A 25,899-nucleotide genomic window follows, 5' to 3' on the forward strand; every position below is an offset into this window, starting at 1 on the left:
GTCAGCCCTGTCGCTCGAGGCTCGGGTCGCGGTGACGCGACCATCGGACTGTGTCCTGCACCACAGAAAGCTACGGGTGGGTATCGCTTGTCCCAATGGTTCGCCGACCCGACGCTCGCAGACGTTTTTGTGTCGCCGACACAAAGTCAGGTCAGGACTCGACCCCCGAGCCACTGACATGCGGTGAGGGCAACCTCGACGGCGAGTCGGTCGTCGGACAGTGGCCGGGGGAGCAGCTTCTCGGCATTGTCGACGCGGTAGCGAATCGAGTTCTTGTGCATCGTCATCACCGCAGCCGCCGCGGAGAGGCTCCGTTCGCACGCAAGGTAGATCCGCAACGTGGTGCGCAATCGTTCGGCATGTGTGGTGTCGGCGGCCAACTGCGGTCCCAGCACGCTCAGGACCCAGGCCTGCAATGCCGACGGGTCGCGAGCGCACAGGTCCACCACGGCCAACCCGGGGTCGTCGTAGCGTTCGATCGTTCGGCCTCGGCCACCCAGAACGGCCACGTGATGGGCGCGCTGAGCCTGCCGGTGGGATGTGACGAACCCGGCCGCGTCGAGTCCGATGGCCCCGGCCGCCAACAGGGGTGCGTCCTCGGTCCGCGGTCGAGTGTTGATGCGATCGAGAACGACGGCGAGATCTGTGTCGTTCGATGGAACCTGAATCCATCCCCACGCGGTAGCGCCGTCGCGTCCGACCACCAGAGGAGGGGCCGGACTGTCCAAGTCCGCCGCCAGAGCGCGGATGGTGGTGGTGAACCTGCGCATCCGGTCGCCGCGAACGGCGGACTCACCGACCCAGGCCACGACGGCCAGGTGTCGTCCGCGCAGTCGATACCCGGTCACTCGCTCGACGACATCCACCGACCCCTTGCCGTTCAGGAGATCGAGTACCGCATCGAGTCGAGCATTCTCGCGGTCCGCCAGCCAGGACTCCCGCTCGGTCTCGTACACCGCGGCTACCCGTTGCGAGATCCAGTCGATGTAGTCGAACACCGAATCGACGATCACGCGGTGCGCTTCCATCCGGACCGGGTCCGGCGCGGCCAGCGACATCGAGGTCTCGAACGCTCGATCGAGCAGAAATTGCTGTCCGAGTCGATAGGCGCGAACCAAGGCATTGACCGGCACGCCCCACTGAGCCAGGCGGCGCGCATATTCGATGGCCGCCGCCGGCGGCTCGAATCCGGCACCGCCGATGTCGTGCTGCAGAGCGTGCAGGATCGTGTCGACGTTGCCCTCGATACTCGATCCCAGCAGCTCGATCAGCGATGGTTCGTTGTTCAGTTCCGTGATGCGCGACGCGAGTGTCGTGCGCATCTGCGCCACGACATCTGCCAGCCGGGCATTGAGGTGCGCGGCAACCGCGGCCACGTGAGTGCGCACCGCCTCGGCGGAGGCGGGCGAGATGTCGGCAGGTGTCGGCACGGGTGTTCCTTTTCGTTTCGGGCTACAAATAATCCGCGGTTTTTGTGCTGCTGGACCGAAGTCTTTCAAATGGGCAATCCGTAACCTACGTCACATGCTGCCAATTCTCGACGCCTCCTCGCCGGTTCTGCAGGCCATGTACCGCCGGATCGACAACGACCCGGACGGCGCGTGTCTGTCCGACGACTCCACTCCGTTGAGCAATGCCGAGTTCGGGCTCGAAGTCGACGCGGTTGCCGCCGAACTCGTCGACGCGGGGGTGGGAGCGGGTGATGTGGTTGCAGTCTTGCTTCCGAATCGCATCGACATCATCACCACGATGTTCGCGGCATGGGTGCTGGGAGCTACGTTGACTCTCGTCAATCCCGCACTCACCGACGACGAGGTGCGCTATCAACTCGAGGACTCGACCGCCCGCGCGCTCGTCGGTAGCGAGCGAGCCTGCACTCTCGGCCGCGCACAGGGTATTTCGTTCATCGACGTGGACTCCCGCGATCGTCGTCCCCGCACGCCGCAGTTGGAAGGCACGCATCGTGGAGCGGGGCCTGCCGACAGCTCGGCCCCTGCCTTGATCGTCTACACCTCGGGAACGACGGGGCGGCCGAAAGGCTGTGTGCTGACTCATCGCAACGTCGACCGGATGAGCGCCGCGATCGTGACGGCCTGCGAATTGACCGATGCCGATACGAGCCTGCTGGTGCTTCCACTCTTCCACTGCAACGGACTCGTCGTCGGCTCGGTCGCTCCGCTACGAGCAGGCGGACGTGTGCACATCGCGCCTCGTTTCTCGCCGGACACGTTCTGGCACAACGTGGAGACCGTCCGGCCCACCTACTTCTCCGCAGTGCCCACCATGTACTCACTGCTTGCGGACCGCGGCTCGACCGACCGCGACATCTCGTCGCTTCGATTCGTCATCTGTGGAGCAGCGCCCATGCCTGCCGGCCTGATCGCGTCGTTCGAATCGATCTTCGGCGTGCCGGTCGTCGAGGGGTACGGCCTGTCGGAATGCACTGTGGCGGCAACGATCAACCCGCCGAACGGGATTCGCAAGCCGGGCACGGTCGGCATCGCGCTACCGGGTATCGACATCGCGATCGATACACCCGACGGCCCGAGCACCATGCCCGGCCGGACCGGCGAAGTGTTGGTGAGTGGAGAGACAGTCATGCAGGGATACCTGGGCCTGCCGGACGTGACCGCAAAGACCATTCGAGAGGGGTGGTTGCACACCGGCGACATCGGAGTCCTCGACGAGGACGGCTATCTCGTCTTGGTGGATCGACTCAAGGACATGATCATTCGCGGCGGCGAGAACATCGCGCCGAGCGAAATCGAACATGTCCTGCAATCCCATCCCGACGTCCTGGAAGTGGCCGTCGTGGGCGAAGCGCATCCGGTCTACGGGGAGGTGCCCGTCGCGCACGTCGTTGCACGAGCCGGTCGCAGTATCTCGGTCGACGAGCTGGACGCGCACTGCGCGCGGAGCCTGGCCAAGTTCAAGCGACCGACTCGGACAGTCGTCCACGACGCTCTACCGAAGAATTCCGTCGGAAAGATCGTGAAGAAGGAGCTCGGCGCGTAGTCCGATCCGACCTGCCCTGTCGCTACCGGGTCAGGACGGTCGCGGTCACATGGACGAGGCCGCGAAGGTCAGGAACACGACGAACAATCCGATGCCACCGAGCGCCGCACCGATCACGGCGTCGCGACCGTTGGACGCGTCGCCCTCGACTGCGCGGCCGAGACCGATCCAGCCACTGACCACCGCGATCACTCCGGCCGGGATGGTCACGAAGTCTCCGACGAACGGCACGAATGCGCAGACGACCGCGACGATGCCCGCAACCAACGCCAGGTTTCCGGCACCGTCACGGAACATCGACTGGGAAGCGGACTTACGTTTCACCGAGTCTCCAATCGAGTGCAGCGCGAACGCGGCGATCGAACCTGTCAGCGCGGGTAGACGATGATGCCGACTCCATAGTAGATACCCAACGGATCTTGGCGTCGGCAACTTGTCACCTGCTGTTTCGGGCCCTACGTACGAAGACCCGGTCGGCTTGGGAACGGCGGGAGGTGATCCAAGACGGGTCGAGCACGTTTTCGATAGTGGTGCAGAGCGATTCGTCGAACACGACTACTCGATCGGCTATTCGCCACTCGTTGTCCCGTCTTTCGAAGCGGTCCACGTATCGGCATTTCACAGTGGTCAGAACGTGCGTCGACGATCCGATCTCAGGTTCTTGCCGTAGGCAACACAGGCAATAGGATTCGACCTCGGCCGCCTGTCCGGACGGCTCGAGATCGATGATGACGTTGGTTATGTAGTGCATCGAGCTGTCGATGGTCCGATGTCGAACCTCGATGTCCGCGATCAGGCCGTCGATCGTGCCGATATTGCCCCCGTGTTGGTCGACGGCGTCGGGAAAGTAGCACCTTCTCAGGCTCTCGAAGTCCTTGCGATCCACGGCCCGGGCGTACCGGTACAGCACCTCGGTGATCGCTACTCGGTCCTCGATCGGCATCAGCGTCCGGCTTTCAACTCGTCGGTGATGCGGTGGTAGATGCCGCCGGAAGTCAGTCCGCCGTCGACGACGATCTCTGTGCCGGTGATGTATCGCGAAGAATCCGACAGCAAGAACGCGACCGACTCCGCGATCTCCTCGGCGTCGGCGACGCGCCCTGCGGGTACCGATTGCAGGCTTGTCTCTACGAAAGCCGTTGAGCCGGAATGTAATAGGGGTGTGTCGACCAGGCCGGGATGGATCGAATTGACGCGAACTCCGTACTGGGCGAATTCGAGTGCGCCCACCTTCGACAGGCCGCGCACTCCCCATTTGCTCGCGCCGTATCCCGCTGCGAAATAGCCGATCATTCCGGCGATGGACGAGACGTTGACGATCGAACCGCCGCCACCCTGTTTCAGAAGTGGCGCACAGGCTTTCATTCCGTAGAATACCGAGCTCAGATTGATGTTCATGACGCGGTGCCAGTCGTCGATCGTAGTATCCTCGATACCCGCTCGGTGACTGACACCGGCGTTGTTGACCAGTCCGTCGAGTTGGCCGTCGGATGTCTCGATCGATTTCGCCAGTTCGGTCCACGATTGCGGTTCGGTGACGTCGAGCTGATAGAACTCCGCTCGGCCACCGGCGTCGAGAATGTTCTTCACGACGGCGTCACCTGTGGCCGTGGAGATGTCGGTGACCCAGACCTTGGCTCCCCGGGCTGCGAGCATCTCCGATTCGACGCGGCCCATGCCGCTGCCTGCACCGGTGACGACGATCGTCTTGTTCTCGAAGTTCATGCGAGGGGGCCTCTCACTCGGTTTTCAGTTCGGTCCCCTTCGTCTCGGTCACGAAGAAGACCGTGGCGAAGGTGACGACGGCGCAGAACACGAAGTAGCCGGCGGGTGCGAGCGGGTTTCCGGTGAGCGAGATCAGGTACGTCGCGATGAAAGGCGCTGTGCCACCGAGCAACATGTTGGTGGTGTTGTTGCCCAATGCCAGACCGGTGTACCGGACCGAGGTCTTGAGCATTTCCACGTACGTCACGTACGAGGCACCGTTGACGACGGATACCGCGATGAACAACACCGACTGTCCGACGACGGCCTGCCACAGTGTGCCGCCGGCCATCATCATGAACATCGGGACGCCGAGGACGATGGCTGCGAAGCTACCCGCGAACAGAACGGGCTTTCGGCCGTACCTGTCGGCCATGTAGCCCGAGATGGGCAGGGTGATCACTCCGAGAACCAAGGCGAGCGAGGTCGACAGAAACGCTGCCTGCGAGGTCTGGCCGCCCTCGGTCCTGAGGTACGTAGCAGCATAGACCGAGGCGATGTAGTAGCCACCCGTGATGAGCGCGCCGAGCAGGATGATCTTCACGACGCTGCCGCCGGAGGTGCTCAGTAGCTCCGAGATAGGAAGCTTCTTCGTCTCTCCCTTGTCCTCGAGTTCCTTGAATTCCGGAGTGTCGTCGAGACGGTTCCTGATCCAGATGCCGACGCCGCCGATCACGAGGCTGAGAAGGAACGGGATTCGCCATGCCCAGGACAGGATCTGTTCGTCGGTGAACACCGAGTTCAGTGCCAGCGCGCAGAGTGAGGCAAGCAGGGATCCGATATATGTTCCGGTGTTGACCATCGACGTCTGGGTCGCGCGCCACCGTGTCGGCGCGGACTCGGACACGAATGCGTTCGCGCCTCCGAGTTCACCACCGGCAGCGAATCCCTGAAGGCATCTGCACAGGACGAGAACCGAGGTGGCCCAAACTCCCAGCGTGACGTACGTGGGGAGCAGTCCGATTCCGGCGGTTGCGATCACCATCAGCAGGATGGTCCAGGACAACGCATTCTTGCGGCCGTACTTGTCGCCTATGTGTCCGAAGAAGATTCCGCCTGGAACTCGCAGGAAGAAGGCGACGGCGAACGCCGCGAAGGTACCGAGAAGTGCGGCCGTCGGATCGTCGGAGACGAAGAACAGCGCGGCGATGGTGGTGGCCATGTAGCCGTAGATGCCGAAGTCGTAGTACTCGACGACGGTTCCGACGACGGCGGCTCGGATGACGGTCAAGGGAGATTGTGGCGGGTTCGTCCCGGGGGTTCGTGCGTCCGACTCGGGCTGCGCGGCGCGATCGTTCGTAGTCATCGGTGTCCTCGAGGTCAGGGGGTCAGGCCGTCAGCGGCTGAGCGTCGACGGTGTGAAGGGCAGCGTTTCGACCGGCAATCCGGCCCATGGTCAAGGCATTCGCTACAGCGTTGCCGCCACCGACGTACCGCTGCCCGAGAACTCCGGCTCCAGCCTCGCCTGCGGCGAACAGTCCGGGCACGCGGGTGCCACGTGTTGTCAGCACAGCGGAATCGGAATCGATCTCCAAACCTGCATGTGTGCAGACCAATTCGGCGGGAAGGATGCGTGCGGCATAGAAGGGGGCGGTCCCGATGGGTTCGGGATTCGATGTGCTGCCCTTGTTCTTCAATGTCCGATGGCGAAGAAAGTCAGGATCCTCGCCATGGGGCAGATGAGCATTCCATCGCTCGATCGTGGAATCGAGAGCTCTGGCAGGCACGGCCATGAGCTCGGCCAGCTCTGCGAGGGAGGATGCGCGGAGCGTCCGGCCGGCGTCCGCCTCGTCCTCGATACGATCGGGTGCCCAATCTGCATACCCCGCAGGCAGATTCTGTCGAGCGTTGTCGTCGAAGATCATCCAGGCAGAGCCGCCCTGAGCGTCGATGATTCCGGTCGAGACCGCATACGAGGCGTCTTCGTCCATGAATCGACGTCCCGCGGCGTTGACGTGGATGCGTGATTTCGGGGGAAACCCGGACTGCCAGTGGTGGTAGCGCTGAAAGTAGACGGTGGGCAGCATGAGTCCCCATCCGTCACCGGTTACGGACGCGTCCACCGATTGTGCGTAGCGAAGATGGTCACCGCGGCTGCCCTCGGCTGCAACGACGAAAAGTGAGGAACCCGCGCGGTTGGCAGCCGGGTAGTGGAGATCGACAAGCGCTGGGTCTCGGGCAAAGCCTCCCGAGGCCACGACCACTGCTGCAGAACGGAGTTCGACGTCATCGGCAACGACTCCCACGACCCGCTCGTGCTCGATCAGTAGCGCTTGGACGCGGGTGTCGAGAACGACCTCGATTCCGTGCCTGCGCCGCGCGGCGTCCAGAACCTGAACGAGGCCGAAGCCCTGGTCTTTCGGAACATGGCCTCGCCAGATGTCCTCGACGCCTGCTTGGCTCAAACCTGGTTGGTGTGCGTTGCCGGATATCCGGGCGGGAATGTCCAATCCGAGTTCGAGCAGCCACTCCAGTGTCGGTCCTGCCTGCTCGCAGAAGGTCCGGATCAGACCGGGTTTGAGCATCCACTGATTGAGATCCATGTAGTGCTGGAAGTACTTCTCGGCGCTGTCGTCGATTCCGAGTGCGCGCTGAACGCTGGTCGCTGCCGCAGTGAACAATCCGGCCGACAGGGCCGTCGATCCGCCCAGTTCCTTGCGAGCCTCGAAAAGAATGACGGATGCGCCGTTCTCGGCCGCTGTCACTGCGGCTGCGAGCCCCGCGCCGCCGCCGCCGATGACGATGACGTCGTAGTCGGTGTCAGACATGACGTGATCCGCCGTCGACCGCAATGCTGTGTCCGGTCACGTAGCGAGCACTGTCGGACAGGAGGAACAGAAGCGGCCCGAAGACTTCCTCCGGTGCCCCGAGTCTGTGCAAGGGAACCGAATCGAGTGCCTTGGCAAGAGCTTCCGGATCTTCCTGCACCCACCGAGTCATTTCGGTGTCGATGTAGCCGGGTGCGATGGAGTTGACGCGAATGCCCAGGTCACCGAATTCGACGGCGAGGGACTCCGTGAGGTGAGCAACTGCTGCTTTGGACGTGCAGTAGGCGCCGCGGCCCTTGCGGACACGAAGTGCGGACACCGAGGACATGTTGACGATCGCGCCGCCTTCGCGCATATGGCGAGCAGCTGCCTGCGAACCGAACAGAACACCTTCGACATTCACGCTGAGTGTGGCACTCATCTGCTCCGGGGTGATGTCCGCTGCGTACGCGAACGGGAAGATCCCAGCGTTGTTGATCCAGAAGTCGATCCGTCCGAATTCGGCCAGTGCAGTTCGGGCGAGGGTTTCGTGATCGTCGGAGACGGTGACGTCGGCTCGAGCGCCGATGATCGTGCCGGGCTGCTCGACCAGCGAGTCGGTGACCAGCTCCGTATTGAGTTGCTCGGCTGTCTCTTTCATACGAGCGTCGTCGATGTCGGCACCGACGACATGTACGCCGCGCGCCGCAAGTCCCTTGGCGAACACCGATCCCATTCCCTGGGCAGCCCCGGTGACGATGGCAACCTTGCCCGACAGTTCGGGGTAGACCGCAGTCATCGTGCGATCGACGACGCGTCCTGGATTGGGGTTGTTCATGGTGTTCTCCTCATACGAAAGATCTTCATCGGGCGTCCGAAGCGGCCGGTAGCGACAACTTGCGACGGCCCAAAGCGTGTGCGATAATCGCACGTGGTGTGCGATTCACCACGAACTGTAGGTGGTCCACCTCACACTCGTCAACAGGGGGTAATCCATGTCCGACGCCGGTCCGGGCCGAATGGACGGTAGAGACGCCGTGACCATCGACTCGGGGATGTCCAAAACGCTGCACCACGGCCTCGTCGTACTCGAGCTTCTGGCCGAGCATCCGAACGGCCTGTCGATCACCGAGATCGCGGACGGGATCGGTGTGCACCGCACCGTTGCGCACCGGCTGGTTCGCACGCTCGAGGCTCATCACCTGTGCAGGCGAGACGAGTTCAAGCGAATCGCGCTCGGTGCCGGCCTGGTGGCACTGGCGGAACCCGTCGAGCAGGATCTGCGCACCGTAGCGCGACCCGTTCTCGAGGAACTGGCCGATCAGTTGGGCGCGACCGTCCATCTCGTGGTTCGCGAGAACGCAACGGAAGTAAGGGCTTTGATGGTTGTCGAGCCACGAGGCGCGAAGGTGCACGTGGCATTCCGTGGGGGGCAAGTCGATCCGATCGATCGGGGATCTGCCGGCCTGGCGATGCTCGCGTCATTGCCCCCGGCAGATGGGGAACGCGCAGAAGTGACCAGGGCTCGGAGCGTCGGATATGCAGTCACTCATGGCGAAGTGATTCCATCGGTCGGCGGAGTGTCCGCCGTGGTGCCGGGTCGCCGCGGGGATGCCATGGCGAGCGTGGGTGCGTCGGTGTTCGAGATCGACGACGAAGAGCAACTCGGTGCGGCCGTCGTCGCTGCGGCGGCGCGGTTGGGGCATCTGCTTCGTTAGCCGGTGGTTGGGAGTCGTGTCAGGCGTCGTCGCGAGACACAGTCCTGTGTTGGATGCGCCACCGATCGTCCACTCTTACAACACGATCCCGGACCGACGTGAATCGGAGGAGCCGGGTCTCGCCGCCACGCGGTGTTGCCATGATCTGGAGGTAGCAGTCGACTGTCAGTTCGTCGACGCTCACGAGATCGACGGCAATGTTCGTGATGACGTGCCGACGCCTCTCGTTCGCCTCGGCCGCGCTGTCGAAGAAGCGTTGGGCGAAGGCGGTCAGCTGGTCGCCGCCGACCTGGGGCTCGGGGTAACTGGGCGAATCGAAGACGCCGTCTGCGGTGAATGTCTCCGCCCATTCCGTCGCACGTCCGGAATCGATTGCGTGGCTCTGCCTGCCGTACAGGAGTTGAACATCGGCAACGGTTGTCGAGTCGGGATCGGGCATCGACGGCTCCTTCGGTGCGCTATTCGCACGGATGGTGCGTATAGGTGCGACGTTACGTTTCGGTCCGTTCGGCCGTCGAGTCAGGGGTGCCCTCACGCGGTGGCGACCTCGTTCGTGGCCGCCGTGGATACCACCCGTACCGCCGTGCTCGCGACCTTAAAACATATACGGGCTCCAACGAATTCGACTTCGAAGACCCAGGTGAGTGAGGTTGCCCCGGCACTCGCGAGCGCATCGGCGGTGGTGCGGGCGTGGGTGATGGAGGCGCTGCGGGTCGACACGTCAGGTTCGGTCTTTAACGGCCTGGTCACGGAGGGTATCGATCTGAAGGTCGGCGAACGGGTGGTGCGGCTTCATCGAAACACGCTGAGAATGCCGAACATTAATGCCGTTCATGCCCTGAGCGGGCCAACATTCGATACTGCGAGGCTACTGAACGCGCATGGGGCAGTAGTCGATTTAACAAGGTGATGCGATTCGGCAAGGGCCCGAGGTCTTGCCCGGGGAAGTCGTTCGCGTTGTCGATGATCGCCGTTTTCGTCGCCGCGTTCCTGCGTGCGTACCCGGACGCTCACCTCGACCCGACGCAGTACGACAACCGCTACCCGATCCATACGTCCTCCGAACACGGCCTGTAAGTCGAACTTCGCACATGACCCGAATGGTCAGGGGTTGGGCGTGCTCTTGCGAACGCGGTAGTTGTGCCATGCCTGTGCCGCCAGGGGTGCCCCGATCAAGACGCAGGCGATGATCGGCAATGAAATCGGCCACGGAATCGACAGGTTGTTCGCCGCCAACAGGGCACCGGACAGCGCCATCGACGCGCCGACAGTCTCCAGTAAGTCGACCTTGCGCGGCCGGACCGGCGGGAGTCCCATCCACGGGATGCGTCGACCGGCGTTCTCTCGCGACACCCGTCGCGCCGCCGCGACGGAGAGTGCGGCTCCGACGACAAAAAGGCAGACTCCGGCGACGACGGCCCACTCGTGACCTCCGTCGATCCACATCGACGCCAGGTACAGCGCCGGGCCGCCGATATAGGCACCCCACACCTTCCATCGAGGTGCAGCCTCGCGCTCGACCCGTTGCACGTCGACCGGCCGCATCGGCTGCAGGGGCTCCATGTCTCGACCCTCCCATACAGCGGCTCTTGACCGGTCGCTGCGACTCACCGTACCCTGACCGACAGGTGATATATCAGAACCGCAGCGGACCGCCGAACCGAGGAATCGAAAGTATGACCACAGCGCTCAAGATCGACGGAACCGCGGTCAGCGCGATCGTCAAGGACGATCTGCGATACCGCGTCGAACGGCTCGCCCAGCAGGGGATTCGGCCCGGTCTGGGCACGATTCTGGTGGGCGACGATCCGGGTAGCCGTTCCTATGTCGCGGCGAAGCATCGCGACTGCGCTGAGGTGGGACTGCATTCGATTCAGGTCCGGTTGCCTGCAACCGCGAGTCAGCAGGAGATCGAAGATGCCGTGCACGCTCTCAACGAGGATCCCGAGTGCACCGGGTTCATCGTTCAGTTGCCGCTGCCCTCGCACATCGACACCCATCGGGTGATCGAGCTGATCGATCCTCGCAAGGATGCCGACGGGCTGCATCCGACCAATTTGGGTCGGCTCGTACTCGGCATGGACGGGCCGCTGCCCTGCACCCCACGCGGGATATTGGAACTGCTTCGGCACCACGATGTTCCGATCACCGGTGCTCGCTTCTGCATCATCGGATGTGGAATCACGGTGGGTCGTCCGCTCGGCTTGATGCTGACGCGTCGCAGCGAACACGCCACCGTGACGATGTGTCACGAGGCGACGGTGGACACCGCCGCGCACACTCGGGCCGCCGACGTGGTCATCGCGGCAGCGGGTGTAGCGCATCTGGTGCAACCGGACTGGATCAGTGCCGGAGCCACGGTGTTGTCGGTGGGAATCACCCGTACCGTCGAGGGCATTCTCGGCGACGTGCACCCCGGCGTCGAGCACATTGCGGGGCGGCTCAGCGGAGCGACCGGCGGGGTCGGGCCGATGACCAGGGCGATGCTGCTGACGAACGTGGTGGAGTGTGCGGAGGCCGCTCAGGCCGAGGGGATGAAGGACTCCCGGTAGCCCATTTTTTCGCTGATCTCGGCGGCGGCGGCCAGCACGTCGGGGACGATGGCCCGCATTCTGGTCTCGTCGAAGCGGTAGACCGGTCCCGAGATGCTCAGCGCGGCGGTCGTCTTGCCGGTGTAGTCGAGAATCGGGGCTGCGATGGCGTTGAGTCCGGTCTCGAACTCTTCGACGACGACGGCATATCCGAGGGATACCGCGGCATCGAGTTCGGCAGTGAGACCGGCTTTGGTGGTGAGTGTGTGCTCGGTGTACCGGTGGAGGTCGAGTCCGTCCACGACGTCCTGACGCGTATCGGAGTCGAGGGCAGCCAGCAACACCTTGCCGCTCGCGGTGGCGTGCAGCGGTGTCTGCTCCCCGATCCAGTTGTGGGTTCCCACCGAACTCGGCCCGCGGGCCTGATCCAGGTGGACCGCGGTATTGGACCGCAGCACAGCGATATTGACCGTTTCGCCGAGCTTGCCGGCGAGGCGTTCGCAGACCGCGTGGCCGTATTCGGTGATCTCCAGACGCTCGGGCACGGCCGCCGCGAGCCGGAGGACTCCGAGGCTGAGCCGGTACTTGCCGCGATTGTGCGTCTGCATCACCATGTCGTGTTCTTCGAGCGACGCCAGCAGCCTCGACACCGTGGATTTGTGCACACCGATCTCGGTGGCGATGGCGCTCACGCCGGCCTCTCCGAGCCGTGCCACGACCTCGAGCACCCGAAATGCGCGGTCGACGGACTGGACGCCACCCTCGGGGGCACGTGTCGAATCGTCGCTGGCCACCCCCGCGACTATACGTAACAGGCACTTGGCCGTGGTGTTGCCCCTCGGAGCGTGGCCCGAGCCGGCGATCTAGATGACGGCGCGCACCGCGTCGTCGAACTCGGTCACGTGTGCTCGGGCGATGGTCGCGGCCTTCTCGGCATCCCCGGCCGCGATGGCGCGCAGCAGCTCGGTGTGCGTTCCCACGTGGTCGGCCAGCGGAGGCAGACGATCCATGAACAACCAGAAGATTCGCGTCGCGAGATTGTTGTAGCGAATCAATGCGTCTTCGAGAACCGGGTTCGCCGCCAGCCGGTAGACGGTGCGATGCACTTCGGCATCCCAGTTGATCAGGTCGTGTTGGCTCGGCGGCGTCGCCTCGAACTTCTCGGTGCGGTCGGCCATGCCCAGCAGAACTTGGCGTTGGGTTGCGGTGGCCGCGGTGGCGGCCTTGGCGGCGGCAAGAGGCTCGAGCCGCTGGCGGATTTCGGAGATGTCACCCAGATCGGCGACGTCGATGGCCGTGGCGAAAGTGCCGCGGCGGGCGTGCGAGATGACGAGGCGCTCGTACTCGAGCCGTTTGAGAGCTTCCCGTACCGGCGTGCGTCCCACCCCCAGCTCGGCGGACAACGCCGATTCGACGACGGCCTCACCCGGCTTGATGGTCAGCATGATCAGTTTGTCGCGGATAGCCGAGTAGGCGACGTCGGCCATCGTCGCTCCGGGTTCGCCCGGCACCCCCGACGATCCGGGGGCGCCCGGCGATGCGACCTCGACACTCATGGTTACCGATCCTATCGGCACCGAGTGCGGTCAGGCCTCGATGCGGTTCTTCAGCCAATCGTGGAAGATGCCGATGTGGTGTTCGCTGCCCACCAGCACTCCGCCGTCGCGGTACTTCCGTGAGCTCATGGCGGGCTGGCAGCGTTCGCACGCCTCGAAGTCCTGCAGATTGACGCGGTGGAACAACTCCACCGATTTCTGCAGATCCCGTCCCGATGCGACGACGCCGGGCAGGTACAGCCAATCGCATTCCACCAGAGTGCGATCGGCGGCAAGTGGATACATCCGATGGATGATCACGTGATCCGGGACGAGGTTGACGAACACCTGTGGCCGGACGGTGATGGCGTAGTAGCGTCGGTCCTGTTCGGGTGCGATTCCGGGAATGGAGTCGTGTCCCTCGGAACCGTCGAGCGTGAATCCCTTGACGGATTCCCCGAATTCGGCTCCGTGGCCCACGTAGTACTGGGCGGCGTAACCGTCGGCGAATTCGGGAAGTACCTCGGTCAGCTCGGGGTGGATGGTGGCGCAGTGGTAGCACTCCATGAAGTTCTCGATGATGAGTTTCCAGTTGGCCTTGACGTCGTAGCTCACGCGTCGGCCGAGGCCCAGGTCTTCGATCTTGTAGCGATCGATCGACTCCACGTCGCCGAGCCGATCGCGGATATCCTGCACGACAGTGGTGTCGAAGGAGGCCGGATTGTCGCTGAGATTGACCCAGACGTACCCGAGCCATTCCTCGACCGACACCGGTGACAGGCCGTAACGAACCCGGTCGATGTCGGGCATCTTGGTGAGATTCGGTGCTGCGATGAGCTTTCCGTCGAGGTCGTAGGTCCACGCGTGGTACGGACACTGGAACGATCGCTTGACTTCGCCCTTGTCCTCCATGCAGATTCGCGCACCGCGGTGCGCGCACACGTTCAGGTAGGCCTTGATGGCCCCTGTTCTGGTGCGCGTCACGATGACGCTTTCGCGGCCGATCTGCACGGTGCGGAAAGCGCCGGGCTTGTCCAGGTCAGCGGCACGGACCGCGCAGATCCACAGCTCCTCGAAGATCTTCTCCTGCTCGAGTTCGAAGATGGCCGGATCGGTGTAGTAGCGGCCGGGAAGGGTGGAGATCAGACTTTCGGGCAGGGGAAGGGAGGTTGCGGGCGGCGTGGTGTCGGGAATGGTGGTCACTTCGGTCCTCCGTACGTGGCCGATCTTGTGGATCGGTGACGAGACGTCAACTGGGGTAATGGAATACGACGGGTGGAACAGCGGTCCGGGTGGTTTCAGACCGCGCGAGCGGGAGCCGAGAGCTGTCGGCGCCAGCGGGTGAACAACCGAACTTGGTTGACACCGAGTACGCCGACCGGGAGTCCGTCGGATCGATACACGGCGAGGAAGCTCCCGAGTTCGGGCGACCCCTCTTCGATGGTGCATTCACTGTCCGGTCCGGCGGTGCCGGCGAACTGAATACGCGACCCGTACTGGTCGGACCAGAAGTACGGAGGTTTGACGTGTTGGCCGCCGTAACTACCCGAGAGCAGGGTGGCCACCGCGACAGTGGGTCGTTCGGAGGCCCCGGCCCAATGCTCGACGCGTCGGTGGACACCGGTCGAATCCAGCCATGCGGCGCAGTCGCCGACTGCGACCACTCCGGGTACGGCAGTCGCGCCGCCGCCGTCGCACAGGATTCCGTTGCCCAGTGCGAGGCCGCTGGTGCCGAGCCAGTCGATGTTCGGAATGCCGCCGATGCCGACGACCACAACGTCGGCATCGAGGAGTCGGCCGTCCGCGAGACGAACGCCCGTCACTCGGTCGGTGCCGGTCAGGCCGTCGACGGCTGTTCCGCAGATCAGCGTGGTGCCGTTGTCGCGGTGCAGATTTCCCACCGCGCTACCCAGTCGTGCACCGAGTGGCCCGGCGAGCGGTGACGGGGCGGCTTCGACGACGGTGACGTCCAGACCGAGTTTTCTTGCGGTGGAGGCTACTTCGGCTCCGATGAAGCCGGCACCGATGACGACGAGACGTGCACCGGGCGCGAGATCTGCACGCAGCCGGTCGGCGTCGTCGATCGTACGCAATACGTGCACACCGGCGAGGTGATCGGTACCGGGAAGCGATCGCGCGCGTGAGCCGGTGGCGAGGACGACGCCGTCGGAGGTCAGTTCGGCACCGTCGTCGAGCGTGACCGTGCGACGCGACGGATCGAGGGCGGTGGCTGTCCGGCCCAGAATCCAGGTGGCATCGAGGTCTTCGTCGTCGGGTTCGAGGGCGAGAGTGCTCATGTCCACGTCGCCGGCGAGGTACTCCTTGGACAGGGGAGGGCGGTCGTAGGGGCGGTGGTGTTCGGCACCGACGATGGTGACCGAGCCGTCGAATCCGGCCGCCCGCAGTGCACGCGCAGAGCACAGGCCTGCCAGGGAGGCTCCGACGATGGTGACGCTCTTCATGAATGTCCCTCGGCGGCCAACCGGCTGCGAACGTCGGGCGGAAGATTGGGGGCCGCGGTGCTCAGCTCGACGTAGACGACGCCGTCCTCGACGACGACGGTATGCGTACGGACCGGCAATTTGGCGGGCGGAGCGTCGACAGCTCCGGTGCGCAGGTCGAAGGTGGATGCGTGGAGCGGGCATTCGACCGCGCACCCCTCGAGCCAGCCGTCGGCGAGCGACGCGTCCTGATGCGTACAGGTGTCATCGATCGCGAACAGCTCACCGTCCTCGGTGTGGAACACCGCCACGGGAGGGGTGGTGTCGACGCGCAGAGCTTCGCCGCCGGGGAGATCGGCCAAGGAACACACCTTGAGCATTCGGATCCTTTCTGTATCGCTATGCGGAACACGTCTTACTTCCCGCAACAACAGTGTGAACATCGCCACAAGAGTGTGTCAATAGGTGACGGCACTTTTCATACACGCGAAACACGACGTAACCGGAATCGGACAAATCACGCTTCGTGCCAGCTGAGCAGGTGGTTAGCCCGTACAATGACATGCGGAGCCGGTGCCGTGTCCGCTCGACTCGATGATGCCCCCGACGTCGGAATACGTCGAGGGCATCAGGAAGCGAAACGCTACCGACGGGTAAAACCGCCACTTTGATATATCAGCGATGTCGAGCCGCAGCGTACGGGCTCGAGGTGCCGAGCCTGACGACCTCCTGGACTCGGAACTGCCCGCTCACAGGACCACCACCGAACGCAGCACGGTGCCCTGATGCATCTTGTCGAACGCCGCCTCGATATCACCGAGACCGATCCGTTCGGTCACGAACTTCTCGAGCGGCAACCGACCCTGCTCGTACAGATCGACCAACATCGGAAAATCACGCTCCGGCAGGCAATCGCCGTACCACGACGACTTCAACGACCCACCCCGGGAAAAGAAATCGATCAACGGCATCTCGACGGTCATCTCCGGGGTCGGCACCCCGACGAGGACGACGGTCCCGGCGAGATCGCGGGCGTAGAACGCCTGCTTCCACGTCTCCGGGCGACCGACGGCATCGATGACCACATCCGCCCCGAACCCACCGGTCAACTCCTGGATGGCCTCGACCGCATCGACCTGCGAGGCATCGACAGTGTGCGTGGCCCCGAGATCGAGAGCCCAATCGAGTTTTTTCTTGTCGCGGTCGACGGCGATGATCGTCGACGCCCCCGCCAGGCGGGCACCGGCGATCGCAGCATCCCCGACACCGCCGCACCCGATCACCGCCACCGAATCCCCGCGAGAGACGTGGCCGGTGTTCATCGCCGCACCGAGCCCGGCCATCACCCCGCACCCGAGCAACCCGACCACCGCCGGATCGGAGTCCGGGTCGACTTTGGTGCACTGGCCTTCGTGGACGAGAGTCTTGTCGGCGAACGCCCCGATCCCCAACGCAGGAGACAGTTCGGTGCCGTCGCCGAGAGTCATCTTCTGCGACGCATTGTGGGTGTCGAAGCAGTACCAGGGGGTGCCCTTCTTGCAGGCTCGGCATTCCCCGCACACCGCACGCCAGTTCAACACCACGAAATCACCGACCTCGACATGAGTGACAGCGTCGCCGATCGCTTCGACGGTGCCTGCGGCTTCGTGGCCGAGCAGGAACGGGAACTCGTCGTTGATACCGCCCTCGCGGTAATGCAGATCGGTATGACACACCCCGCACGCCGCGATCTTCACGACGACATCGTTCGGGCCGGGATCGGGAATGGTGATCGTCTCGATCGAGACGGGCTCGCCCTTGCTCTTGGCAACGACGGCGCGGACCTGCTGCGGCATGGTGATACTCCTGAGATAGTGAAGGAGCGGCGCTCTAGGCCGCCGGCGGTAGTGGAATCGAGTTAATATATCAGTTACCGGACAGTATCGATTGTTAAATGCGAGTATCGAATTCGGGCAACTTTTCGCATTTCCACATGCTCAGTCGCTGTTCAGAGGCACTGTCAGTTTCGATCAACCGTGGCGAACGCGATGAAGTGGATTGCCATCTCTTGACATAGACCCTGGGTCGGCTCAGTCTTGTTCGGGTTCATACAAATCGAAGTTGCGCAGAGAGCAACGCGTCGCGCACCTACCCGACCATCCACGCTGCGTGCACGGGCGACACACCTATTCGGCGAGAGCCGGAGGGAGAACGATGTGACAACGAACAGCAAACCCCGGGGCGACAAAACTCGGGACGATTCATCCGAGAAACATGCCCCTCATCATTACGGCCCCCTCGAGGTCTACCACCACGGAGAGGAGGGCAAGCCGCGCACCGACAAGGTGGTGTTCGGTATCACCGCCGCCATCGTCATCGCGATTCTGGCGTGGGGCATCCTCGGCACCGAGAACATGAAGTCCGTCAACGCGTCCGTACTCGACTGGGTCGTGACCAACGTCGGCTGGCTGTTCATCTTCTCGGCCACCGGGTTCGTGATCTTCGCGCTGTGGCTCGCGCTCAGTCGCTACGGAAAGATTCCGCTCGGCAAAGACGGTGAGAAGCCCGAATTCAACACCGTCAGCTGGATCGCGATGATGTTCAGCGCCGGCATGGGAATCGGCTTGATCTTCTGGGGAGTGGCCGAGCCCCTCACTCACTTCGTCACCCCGCCGCCCGGAATCACCGATTCCACTGTGGGAACCGCACTCTCGACGGCCATCTTCCACTGGGGACTGCACCCCTGGTCGATGTACGCGGTGGTCGGATTGTCCATCGCCTACGGCACCTACCGGATGGGCCGCAAGCAGCTCATCAGCTCCTCGTTCATTCCGCTGATCGGTCGGCGCGCCGAAGGCCCCATCGGCAAGGTCATCGACATTCTGGCGATCTTCGCCACGATGTTCGGCACCGCGGCATCCCTCGGCCTCGGCGCACTCCAGATCGGTTCCGGTATCGAGGTTCTCGGCTGGGTCAACCAAGCGGGGACGCTTCTGCTCGTGGCTGTCGTCGCCATCCTGACACTTGCGTTCGTGGCCTCGGCAGTGTCCGGGGTGTCCAAGGGAATTCAGTGGCTGTCGAACATCAACATGGTGCTGGCTCTCGTGCTTGCGATCTTCGTGTTCGTCGCGGGCCCCACGGTCCTGATCCTGAATCTGCTGCCCACCACTCTCGGCGACTACGCCGCACACATCGCCGGCATGTCGGCGCGCTCGGCGGCATCCGGTGGCCCTGAGACCGAGTCCTGGCTCTCGTCCTGGACGATCTTCTACTGGGCCTGGTGGATCTCGTGGACCCCCTTCGTCGGTATGTTCCTCGCTCGCATCAGTCGCGGCCGCACCATCCGCCAGTTCGTCATCGGCGTCATTCTCATCCCGACGTCGGTGAGCTTGGTCTGGTTCTCGATTTTCGGTGGAGCGGCAATCGGCGAGCAGCAGAAGGGAACCGAGGATCTGGTGGCCCTCGGTAAGCCGGAGTCGCAGCTGTTCGCGGTTCTCGACCACTTCCCGTTGGCCGGCATCTCGTCGGTGTTGGTGATGGTATTGGTGGGCATCTTCTTCGTCAGTGGTGCCGACGCTGCCTCGATCGTGATGGGCACCCTGTCGCAACGCGGAACCCTGGATCCGTCGCGTGGGGTCGTCGCCTTCTGGGGTGTGGTCACCGGCGGCATCGCGATCCTGATGCTGTGGACGGGAGGATCGGACGCCCTCAACGGGTTGCAGACGATGACCATCATCGTGGCGGCACCGTTCGTACTGGTGATGATCGGTACGTGTGTCTCGCTGTACAAGGACGTCACGAACGATCCATTCATCGTCAAGAACCCCAAGGCCCCGCCGAAAGTCAAGGCCGGCAAGTGAAGTGAACGATGGTGCGGGACGCGAGACTATGCGTCCCGCACCATCGGTATTTCGGGGGTTGACCACATCCATCCCTGCCCATACTCTTGATATATCAATCTCTGGTTAGTTGTCGTGCAGGCCGTCGGTTGCTTCGGCCGAGCTCCATCTCTCCACCCCGATACGGAAGGACCACCATGGGTTCACCGAGAGTTGTCATCATCGGCGCCGGCATCGTCGGCACGAACGTGGCCGACGAGCTCACCGCACGCGGTTGGGATCGCATCACCGTGCTGGATCAGGGGCCGCTCCCTCTCACGGGTGGATCGACCTCGCACGCACCGGGTCTGGTGTTCCAGACGAATGCATCCAAGACCATGACCGAACTCGCCCGATACACGGTGGAGAAGTTCATGGGCCTCGAGGTGGATGGGCAGTGGTGCTTCAACCAGCTCGGCGGTCTCGAAGTGGCGACCACCGAGGAGCGACTGGCCGACCTGCATCGCAAGCAGGGTTGGGCCACGTCCTGGGGAATCGAAGGGTCGGTCATCGATCCGTCCGAATGCGCGAAACTACATCCGCTGATCGACCGTTCGCGTGTTCTCGGCGGTCTGTACGTCGAGACCGACGGTCTAGCCAAGGCGTCGCGCGCAGTGGTGGCACTGACCCGTCGCGCAGAATCGCGTGGAGCCGTCTTCCGCGGTTCCACGAAGGTCATCGGTATCGAGCAGACGGGTGGCCGAGTCACCGGTGTGGCAACCGACAACGGCGTCATCGAGGCCGACATCGTGGTGTCCTGCGCCGGCTTCTGGGGCCCCGATGTGGGCGAACTGGTCGGCATGAAGGTGCCGCTGCTGCCGCTGGCGCACCAGTACGCCAAGACCGATCAGATCCCGGAACTGGTGGGACGCAACACCGAAGCGGCCGAGGCGGGCATGCCCATCCTGCGTCACCAGGATCAGGACCTGTACTTCCGCGAGCACGTCGACCGCCTCGGCATCGGAACCTACGCGCACCGCCCGATGCCCGTCGACACCAAGACCCTGCCCGGCGGAGACGGTGTGTCCGACGAGGCGATGCCGTCCATGCTCGACTTCACGCAGGAGGACTTCGCCCCGTCGTGGGAGCAGTCCAAGTTGCTGTTGCCGTGCCTCGAAACCGCCAAGATCGACCACGGCTTCAACGGAGTCTTCTCGTTCACCCCGGACGGCGGACCGCTGCTCGGTGAGTCTCCGGACGTCAAGGGCTTCTGGATCGCCGAGGCCGTGTGGGTCACGCACTCGGCCGGAGTCGGCCGAGCCATCGCACAGTTGTTGGTCGACGGACGCTCCGAGGTGGAACTGCACGGATGCGACGTCAACCGCTTCGAGGACTTCCAGCTCGATCCGGCATACGTCAGCGAAACCTCGCAGCAGAACTTCGTCGAGATCTACGACGTGCTGCATCCTTCGCAGCCGCGGTTGTCCCCGCGTGACGTTCGGGTCAGCCCTTTCAACGCGCGGCAGCATCAACTCGGTGCCGTGTTCCTCGAAGGCGGCGGGTGGGAACGCCCGCACTGGTACGAGGCCAATGCCGATCTGGTGCAACAGCTTCCGGCCGAGTGGCAGCCACCCAAGCGCGACGAGTGGGCCTCGATGTTCCATTCGCCCATCGCCGCAGCCGAGGCCTGGAAGACCCGTACCTCCGTCGCCATGTACGACATGACCCCGCTCAAGCGGCTACGCGTACGTGGACCCGGTGCGCTGGCACTCTTGGAGGGTTTGACGTCCGGCAAGATGGACAAGTCCATCGGGGCCGTCACGTACACGCTGGCTCTCGACGAGAAGGGCGGCGTCCGAAGCGATCTCACCGTGGCGAGGTTGTCCGCCGACGAGTTCCAGGTCGGAGCCAACGGCAACCTCGACTTCGACTACCTTCGCCGCGAAGCACCGAGCGACGGCAGCGTCACCGTCGACGACATCACCGGATCCACGTGCTGCATCGGTCTGTGGGGTCCGCACGCCCGCGAGGTCGTCGAAAAGCTGACCCAGGACGACTTCTCGAACGAGAACTTCAAGTACTTCCGCTGCAAGCAGGTTCGTATCGGGGGAGTGCCCGTCACCGCGATGCGGTTGTCATACGTGGGCGAGCTCGGGTGGGAGCTGTACACCACCGCCGATTACGGCCAGCGACTGTGGGACATGTTGTGGCAGGCCGGTTCCGAGTTCGGGATCATCGCCGGCGGGCGCGCTGCGTTCAACAGCCTGCGCATGGAGAAGGGCTACCGGTCGTGGGGTTCGGACATGACCACCGAGCACAACCCCTACGAGGCAGGCCTCGGCTTCGCGGTACGCCCACAGAAGGGCGAATTCCGCGGCCGCGACGCCGTACTCGAGATGTCCGACGACACCGTCTCGAAGAAGTTGGTCTGCTTGAAGATCGACGACGGCACGTCGGTGGTACTCGGCCACGAGCCCGTCCTGGTGGACGGTGAACCCGCCGGCTACGTCACCAGCGCCTCGTTCGGTCACACCGTCGGTGCGCCGATCGCCTACGCCTGGGTTCCTGCCGGTAGCGCAGAACCAGGTGCAGCAGTACAGATTCGATACTTCGATCGGCTCGTGTCCGCCACCGTCGTGGCCGAGCCCCTCGTCGACCCCGAGATGGCCAAGATCCGCAGCTGACGACCCACCAGTACCAGGAGATTCGATGACCGAGAACTTCACCCTCACGCTCAGCTGCGGCCAGCGGCCGGGCATCGTCCGGGCCGTCAGTGCGTTCCTCTTCGACAACGACTGCGACATCGCCGAACACCAACAGTTCGACGACTCCACGGACGGCTCGTTCTTCCTTCGCACGTCGTTCGTGGCCAGCGGTGCCACCGACATCGAGAAGCTGACGGACAGCTTCCGCGAGGTGGCCGATCGATTCGCGATGACGTATACCTTCAACGGCTGCAGCCAGCCGCGTGTGCTCGTCATGGTGTCCAAGATGGGGCATTGCCTCAACGACCTCATCTTCCGTTGGCGCTCACAGAATCTCGGCGGCGAACTGGTGGCCGTGGTGAGCAATCACGAGGTGCTGCGGCCGATAGCCGAGGCTGCCGGGCTGCCGTTCGTCCACGTTCCCGTCACCCCGGGTACCAAGGCCGAGGCCGAGCAACGCCTGCTGGACCTCGTCGCCGAGTACGAGGTCGACCTGGTGGTGCTGGCCCGCTACATGCAGGTGCTTTCCGACGAGACGTGTCGAGCGCTGCACGGCAAGGCGATCAACATCCATCACTCGTTCCTGCCCGGCTTCAAGGGCGCGAAGCCCTACCACCAGGCATTCGACCGGGGCGTCAAGCAGGTCGGGGCGACGGCGCACTACGTCACCCCCGACCTGGACGAGGGCCCGATCATCGAGCAGCAGGTCATTCGTATCGACCACACTCACGACCCTTCTCGTCTGGCCACCGTCGGTCAGGACGCCGAGGCCCTCGCACTCTCGCGGGCGGTGCGCTGGCATTGCGAGAATCGCGTCCTGCTGCACGGACACCGGACGGTTATCTTCAGCTGAACCGACACAGGACGAGGGGCCCGTACCGAATCGGTACGGGCCCCTCGTCGTTGTGTGGCGGTGGAGAAAGTTCTCGGCCTCTAGCACTCCACGAAGTTCACCGGCACGTTGATCGCGAGGCCGCCGCTGGAGGTCTCCTTGTACTTCGAATGCATGTCGGCCCCGGTGGAGCGCATCGTCTCGATCACCTGGTCCAGGCTGACGCGGTGGGTGCCGTTGCCGCGCAATGCCATCCGAGCCGCATTGATGGCCTTACCCGCCGAGATGGCGTTGCGTTCGATGCACGGAATCTGCACCAGCCCGCCGATGGGGTCGCACGTGAGACCGAGGCTGTGTTCCATCGCGATCTCGGCCGCGTTCTCCACTTGTTCGGGTGTGCCGCCCAGTACCTCGGCCAGACCGGCGGCCGCCATCGATGCTGCCGAACCCACCTCGCCCTGGCAGCCCACTTCGGCACCGGAGATCGACGCCATCTCCTTGTAGAGCGATCCGATCGCGCCGGCGGTGAGCAGAAAACGCACCGTGCTGCCGTCGGGATCGGCGACCCCTGCGGCGGTGTAGCGGGTCGCGTAGTGCAGCACGGCCGGGATGATGCCGGCTGCACCGTTGGTGGGTGCTGTGACGATTCGTCCGCCGGAGGCGTTCTCCTCGTTGACGGCGAGGGCGACGAGATTGACCCAATCCTCGGCGAATTCGCTCGAACGGTTCGGATCCTCGGCATCGAGCCGCAGGAACCAGTCCCGTGCTCGACGCCGCACTCCCAGCGCGCCGGGAAGGTAGCCGTCGCGGGAGATGCCGCGAACCTCGCACTCGACCATGACGTCACGGATGTGCAGCAACGCGTCCCGAATTTCCTCGTGCGTGCGGCGTTCGAGTTCGACCTCGGTCATGACGTCACTGATGCTGCAGTGCCGATGTTCACAGAGCTGAAGTAGTTCCTTGGCCGACGCGAATCCGTTCGCGGAGGCGAGGGGTGCGACGGCCTCGACGCTTTCGGCCTCGGTCACCACGAAGCCGCCACCGACGGAGAAGTACACCTCGCTGTGCAGCTCGGTCGAATCCGCTCTGCGCGCAGTCAGTTTCATCCCGTTCGGGTGGAACGGCAGTACCGTCAACGGACGCAGCACGATGTCGTCGACAGCCAGGTCGATCTCGCGGTGACCACCGAAGACGATTCGGCCGGTGGCCGCCATCGATGCCTGCCGTTCTTCCATGACCTCGGTCGTGATGCTCTCGGCCGCATGGCCTTCCAACCCCAGCAGTACGGCGGTCATGGTGCCGTGGCCGGCTCCGGTCGCGGCCAACGAGCCGTACAGATCGACCGCCAGCTCTCGAACGTCGTCGAACGCAGACATGGTCCGCAGATCGTCGACGAATCGGGCGGCCGCGCGCATCGGTCCGACGGTGTGCGAACTCGAGGGGCCGACTCCGACGGAGAAGAGGTCGAACACACTGATGGTCATGAGGTCGTCCGCACTGCGCCGGTCGGCTCGCGCATGGTCAGGTCGTCGAACGACGAGGCCGCGGGAGTCAGGACCGCGAACAGCCAGCCGGCACCGAGCGGATCGGCAGCGACGAGCGACGGGTCCTCGCGCACAGCGGGGTTGACGATCGTGACCATGCCGCTCGCCGGGGCGTACACCGTGACCGAGCCGGCGGAGGTGTGGATAGTGCCGCACGCATCACCGGCGGCGAGCACGGTACGTACCGACGGAAGATCGACGCCGATAAAGTTGGCCGCGTCGGCCAACGCTGCCGGCGTCACCCCCACACGGCTCGGAGTCTGGGCCGGTGAACCGAACGGGTCGACGGCCATCCAACCGTGCTCGGCGCTGAAGAGCCGACGGGCGGAGGAGAGGGATGCGGTCATGAGGTGGCCTCGGCATTCGTCGTGGATTGACCTGGGTGTGAGGGCAGTACGTCGAGCGACCGCACTGCCCGCATCACGGCCAGTGCGTCGATGGTGGCGGCGACGTCGTGAACCCGCAGGAGTGACGCCCCGTTCTGGGCCGCGAAGATCGCGGCGGCGAGTGATCCGGCGAGTCGGCCGTCGACCTCTCGGCCGGTGACGGCACCGATCATGCCCTTCCGCGACAGACCCGCCATGATCGGTCGCCCGGCCGCGGTGAGCGCCCGAAGGCCCTGCAGCAGTTGCAGATTGTGCTCGAGAGTTTTCCCGAACCCGAATCCGGGATCGACCAGGATGCGGTACGCCGGGATTCCGGCTCGGATGCATTCGGCAGCCCGGTCGTCGAGGAACTCGCACACCTCTGCGGTGACGTCGCCGTAGCGAGGGGAATGCTGCATCGTCGACGGCTCGCCCAGCATGTGCGTCAGGCATACCGCAACGTCCAGTTCGGCAGCTGCGGCGAGTGCGCCCGGAAGACGAAGAGCACGAACGTCATTGATGACGCTCGCCCCGGCGCGTACAGCCTCTCGCATCACCTCTGGCCGTGAGGTGTCGACCGACAGCGGTGTCGAGGTAAGTCTGGACAGGGCGTCGATCACCGGTACGACTCGTTCGATCTCCTCGTCGACGGTGGGTGGGGTTGCCCCCGGCCGGGTCGACTCACCGCCGATGTCGAGCAGTTCGGCACCCTCGTCGACCATCGACAGCGCATGCGCCACAGCACGATCCGAGTCCAGGAACATGCCACCGTCGGAGAACGAATCCGGGGTGACGTTGACGATCCCGCAGACGACGGGATGTGAGGTCGTCAACCGGGTCAGCAGTCGGTCGCGGGCATCGGCTGACCGGGTTGCCGTGGAGACGGTCGTGAGCACTGTGGTCAC

25 protein-coding genes and 1 pseudogene are annotated in these 25,899 nt (G+C 64.0%); 8 read left to right on the top strand and 18 right to left on the bottom strand.

Features of this window, described 5'->3' with window-relative positions:
* Positions 1-146 precede the first annotated feature (146 nt).
* Positions 147-1,430 (bottom strand): CdaR family transcriptional regulator, encoded by a 1,284-nt coding sequence (locus J1M81_RS18550; protein ID WP_206498553.1) that lies wholly within the window; start codon positions 1,428-1,430, stop codon positions 147-149.
* A gap of 94 nt (positions 1,431-1,524) precedes the next feature.
* Here J1M81_RS18550 and J1M81_RS18555 point away from each other — a divergent pair, with 94 nt between their 5' ends.
* Positions 1,525-3,015 carry a class I adenylate-forming enzyme family protein gene (locus J1M81_RS18555; protein ID WP_206498554.1) on the top strand — a complete coding sequence of 497 codons (1,491 nt, stop codon included), beginning with the start codon at positions 1,525-1,527 and terminating at the stop codon, positions 3,013-3,015.
* A gap of 45 nt (positions 3,016-3,060) precedes the next feature.
* Here the strand turns inward: J1M81_RS18555 and J1M81_RS18560 are convergent, their stop codons facing one another.
* From J1M81_RS18560 to J1M81_RS18585, 6 genes are all read right to left on the bottom strand, one after another.
* On the bottom strand, positions 3,061-3,339 hold the full coding sequence (locus J1M81_RS18560; protein ID WP_308051291.1) for a hypothetical protein: 279 nt from the start codon (positions 3,337-3,339) through the stop codon (positions 3,061-3,063).
* 112 nt (positions 3,340-3,451) lie between these two features.
* Positions 3,452-3,958, bottom strand: a complete 507-nt coding sequence (locus tag J1M81_RS18565) for a nuclear transport factor 2 family protein (protein ID WP_206498555.1) — start codon at positions 3,956-3,958, stop codon at positions 3,452-3,454.
* Positions 3,958-4,740 carry an SDR family NAD(P)-dependent oxidoreductase gene (locus tag J1M81_RS18570; protein WP_206498556.1) on the bottom strand — a complete coding sequence of 261 codons (783 nt, stop codon included), beginning with the start codon at positions 4,738-4,740 and terminating at the stop codon, positions 3,958-3,960. Before J1M81_RS18570 ends, J1M81_RS18565 begins: the two co-directional genes overlap by 1 nt.
* 13 nt (positions 4,741-4,753) lie before the next feature.
* Positions 4,754-6,085: an MFS transporter gene (locus J1M81_RS18575; protein WP_032407845.1), complete on the bottom strand. Its 1,332-nt coding sequence runs from the start codon at positions 6,083-6,085 to the stop codon at positions 4,754-4,756.
* Positions 6,086-6,107: 22 nt separating this feature from the next.
* Positions 6,108-7,547, bottom strand: a complete 1,440-nt coding sequence (locus J1M81_RS18580; RefSeq protein ID WP_206498557.1) for an FAD-dependent oxidoreductase — start codon at positions 7,545-7,547, stop codon at positions 6,108-6,110.
* Positions 7,540-8,364: an SDR family NAD(P)-dependent oxidoreductase gene (locus J1M81_RS18585; RefSeq protein WP_241258253.1), complete on the bottom strand. Its 825-nt coding sequence runs from the start codon at positions 8,362-8,364 to the stop codon at positions 7,540-7,542. Before J1M81_RS18585 ends, J1M81_RS18580 begins: the two co-directional genes overlap by 8 nt.
* A gap of 217 nt (positions 8,365-8,581) precedes the next feature.
* Here J1M81_RS18585 and J1M81_RS18590 point away from each other — a divergent pair, with 217 nt between their 5' ends.
* The gene (locus J1M81_RS18590) at positions 8,582-9,244 is read left to right on the top strand and encodes a helix-turn-helix domain-containing protein (RefSeq protein ID WP_206498605.1); all 663 of its coding nucleotides are present in this window, start codon (positions 8,582-8,584) and stop codon (positions 9,242-9,244) included.
* 19 nt (positions 9,245-9,263) lie between these two features.
* Here J1M81_RS18590 and J1M81_RS18595 read toward each other — a convergent pair whose 3' ends face one another.
* The gene (locus J1M81_RS18595; RefSeq protein WP_206498558.1) at positions 9,264-9,683 is read right to left on the bottom strand and encodes a nuclear transport factor 2 family protein; all 420 of its coding nucleotides are present in this window, start codon (positions 9,681-9,683) and stop codon (positions 9,264-9,266) included.
* Positions 9,684-9,782: 99 nt separating this feature from the next.
* Here J1M81_RS18595 and J1M81_RS18600 point away from each other — a divergent pair, with 99 nt between their 5' ends.
* Together J1M81_RS18600 and J1M81_RS27025 are read left to right on the top strand one after the other, a co-directional pair.
* Positions 9,783-10,154, top strand: coding sequence for a hypothetical protein (locus J1M81_RS18600; RefSeq protein WP_206498559.1), 372 nt, complete (start codon positions 9,783-9,785; stop codon positions 10,152-10,154).
* Positions 10,154-10,201: pseudogene (locus J1M81_RS27025) on the top strand (hypothetical protein); the annotation flags it as partial. The gene J1M81_RS18600 and the pseudogene J1M81_RS27025, both read left to right, overlap by 1 nt.
* Before the next feature lie 147 nt (positions 10,202-10,348).
* Here J1M81_RS27025 and J1M81_RS18610 read toward each other — a convergent pair.
* Positions 10,349-10,807: a hypothetical protein gene (locus J1M81_RS18610; RefSeq protein ID WP_206498560.1), complete on the bottom strand. Its 459-nt coding sequence runs from the start codon at positions 10,805-10,807 to the stop codon at positions 10,349-10,351.
* A 113-nt stretch (positions 10,808-10,920) separates the two neighbouring features.
* Between J1M81_RS18610 and J1M81_RS18615 the strand changes: the two genes are divergently transcribed.
* A complete protein-coding gene (locus J1M81_RS18615; RefSeq protein WP_027494744.1) occupies positions 10,921-11,796 on the top strand; it encodes a bifunctional methylenetetrahydrofolate dehydrogenase/methenyltetrahydrofolate cyclohydrolase in 876 nt (291 codons plus the stop codon).
* Here the strand turns inward: J1M81_RS18615 and J1M81_RS18620 are convergent.
* The 6 genes from J1M81_RS18620 to J1M81_RS18645 all read right to left on the bottom strand — a co-directional run bounded on the left by J1M81_RS18620 (position 11,766) and on the right by J1M81_RS18645 (position 17,586).
* Positions 11,766-12,569, bottom strand: a complete 804-nt coding sequence (locus J1M81_RS18620) for an IclR family transcriptional regulator (protein ID WP_027494743.1) — start codon at positions 12,567-12,569, stop codon at positions 11,766-11,768. The two genes, J1M81_RS18615 and J1M81_RS18620, sit on opposite strands and share 31 nt — an antisense overlap.
* 69 nt (positions 12,570-12,638) lie before the next feature.
* Positions 12,639-13,331 carry a GntR family transcriptional regulator gene (locus J1M81_RS18625; RefSeq protein ID WP_201010485.1) on the bottom strand — a complete coding sequence of 231 codons (693 nt, stop codon included), beginning with the start codon at positions 13,329-13,331 and terminating at the stop codon, positions 12,639-12,641.
* Positions 13,332-13,361: 30 nt separating this feature from the next.
* Positions 13,362-14,513: an aromatic ring-hydroxylating dioxygenase subunit alpha gene (locus J1M81_RS18630; RefSeq protein ID WP_197077464.1), complete on the bottom strand. Its 1,152-nt coding sequence runs from the start codon at positions 14,511-14,513 to the stop codon at positions 13,362-13,364.
* 95 nt (positions 14,514-14,608) lie between these two features.
* Positions 14,609-15,772, bottom strand: a complete 1,164-nt coding sequence (locus J1M81_RS18635) for an NAD(P)/FAD-dependent oxidoreductase (protein ID WP_206498561.1) — start codon at positions 15,770-15,772, stop codon at positions 14,609-14,611.
* Entirely contained in the window at positions 15,769-16,131 is a 363-nt protein-coding gene (locus J1M81_RS18640) for a bifunctional 3-phenylpropionate/cinnamic acid dioxygenase ferredoxin subunit (protein ID WP_027494739.1), read from the bottom strand. Before J1M81_RS18640 ends, J1M81_RS18635 begins: the two co-directional genes overlap by 4 nt.
* Positions 16,132-16,500: 369 nt before the next feature.
* Positions 16,501-17,586, bottom strand: a complete 1,086-nt coding sequence (locus J1M81_RS18645) for an S-(hydroxymethyl)mycothiol dehydrogenase (RefSeq protein ID WP_206498562.1) — start codon at positions 17,584-17,586, stop codon at positions 16,501-16,503.
* Between the two features lie 492 nt (positions 17,587-18,078).
* Here J1M81_RS18645 and J1M81_RS18650 point away from each other — a divergent pair, with 492 nt between their 5' ends.
* From J1M81_RS18650 to purU, 3 genes are all read left to right on the top strand, one after another.
* Positions 18,079-19,590 (top strand): BCCT family transporter, encoded by a 1,512-nt coding sequence (locus J1M81_RS18650; RefSeq protein WP_052053699.1) that lies wholly within the window; start codon positions 18,079-18,081, stop codon positions 19,588-19,590.
* 176 nt (positions 19,591-19,766) lie between these two features.
* Entirely contained in the window at positions 19,767-22,232 is a 2,466-nt protein-coding gene (locus J1M81_RS18655) for an FAD-dependent oxidoreductase (RefSeq protein WP_206498564.1), read from the top strand.
* Between the two features lie 25 nt (positions 22,233-22,257).
* Positions 22,258-23,106 carry a formyltetrahydrofolate deformylase gene (gene purU, locus J1M81_RS18660; RefSeq protein WP_206498565.1) on the top strand — a complete coding sequence of 283 codons (849 nt, stop codon included), beginning with the start codon at positions 22,258-22,260 and terminating at the stop codon, positions 23,104-23,106.
* Positions 23,107-23,186: 80 nt separating this feature from the next.
* On the opposite strand, the gene J1M81_RS18665 is transcribed toward purU, so the two are convergent.
* Genes J1M81_RS18665 through folP form a run of 3 tightly spaced genes read right to left on the bottom strand, consistent with a single transcriptional unit; the run spans position 23,187 to position 25,899 of the window.
* The gene (locus J1M81_RS18665; RefSeq protein ID WP_206498566.1) at positions 23,187-24,569 is read right to left on the bottom strand and encodes an L-serine ammonia-lyase; all 1,383 of its coding nucleotides are present in this window, start codon (positions 24,567-24,569) and stop codon (positions 23,187-23,189) included.
* Positions 24,566-24,976, bottom strand: a complete 411-nt coding sequence (locus J1M81_RS18670) for a glycine cleavage system protein H (RefSeq protein WP_241258255.1) — start codon at positions 24,974-24,976, stop codon at positions 24,566-24,568. The genes J1M81_RS18665 and J1M81_RS18670 overlap by 4 nt, the downstream gene beginning before the upstream one ends.
* Entirely contained in the window at positions 24,973-25,899 is a 927-nt protein-coding gene (gene folP, locus J1M81_RS18675; protein WP_283348109.1) for a dihydropteroate synthase, read from the bottom strand. Before folP ends, J1M81_RS18670 begins: the two co-directional genes overlap by 4 nt.

This window comes from Rhodococcus sp. KRD175, assembly GCF_017168275.1.
Lineage (GTDB): Bacteria > Actinomycetota > Actinomycetes > Mycobacteriales > Mycobacteriaceae > Rhodococcoides > Rhodococcoides fascians.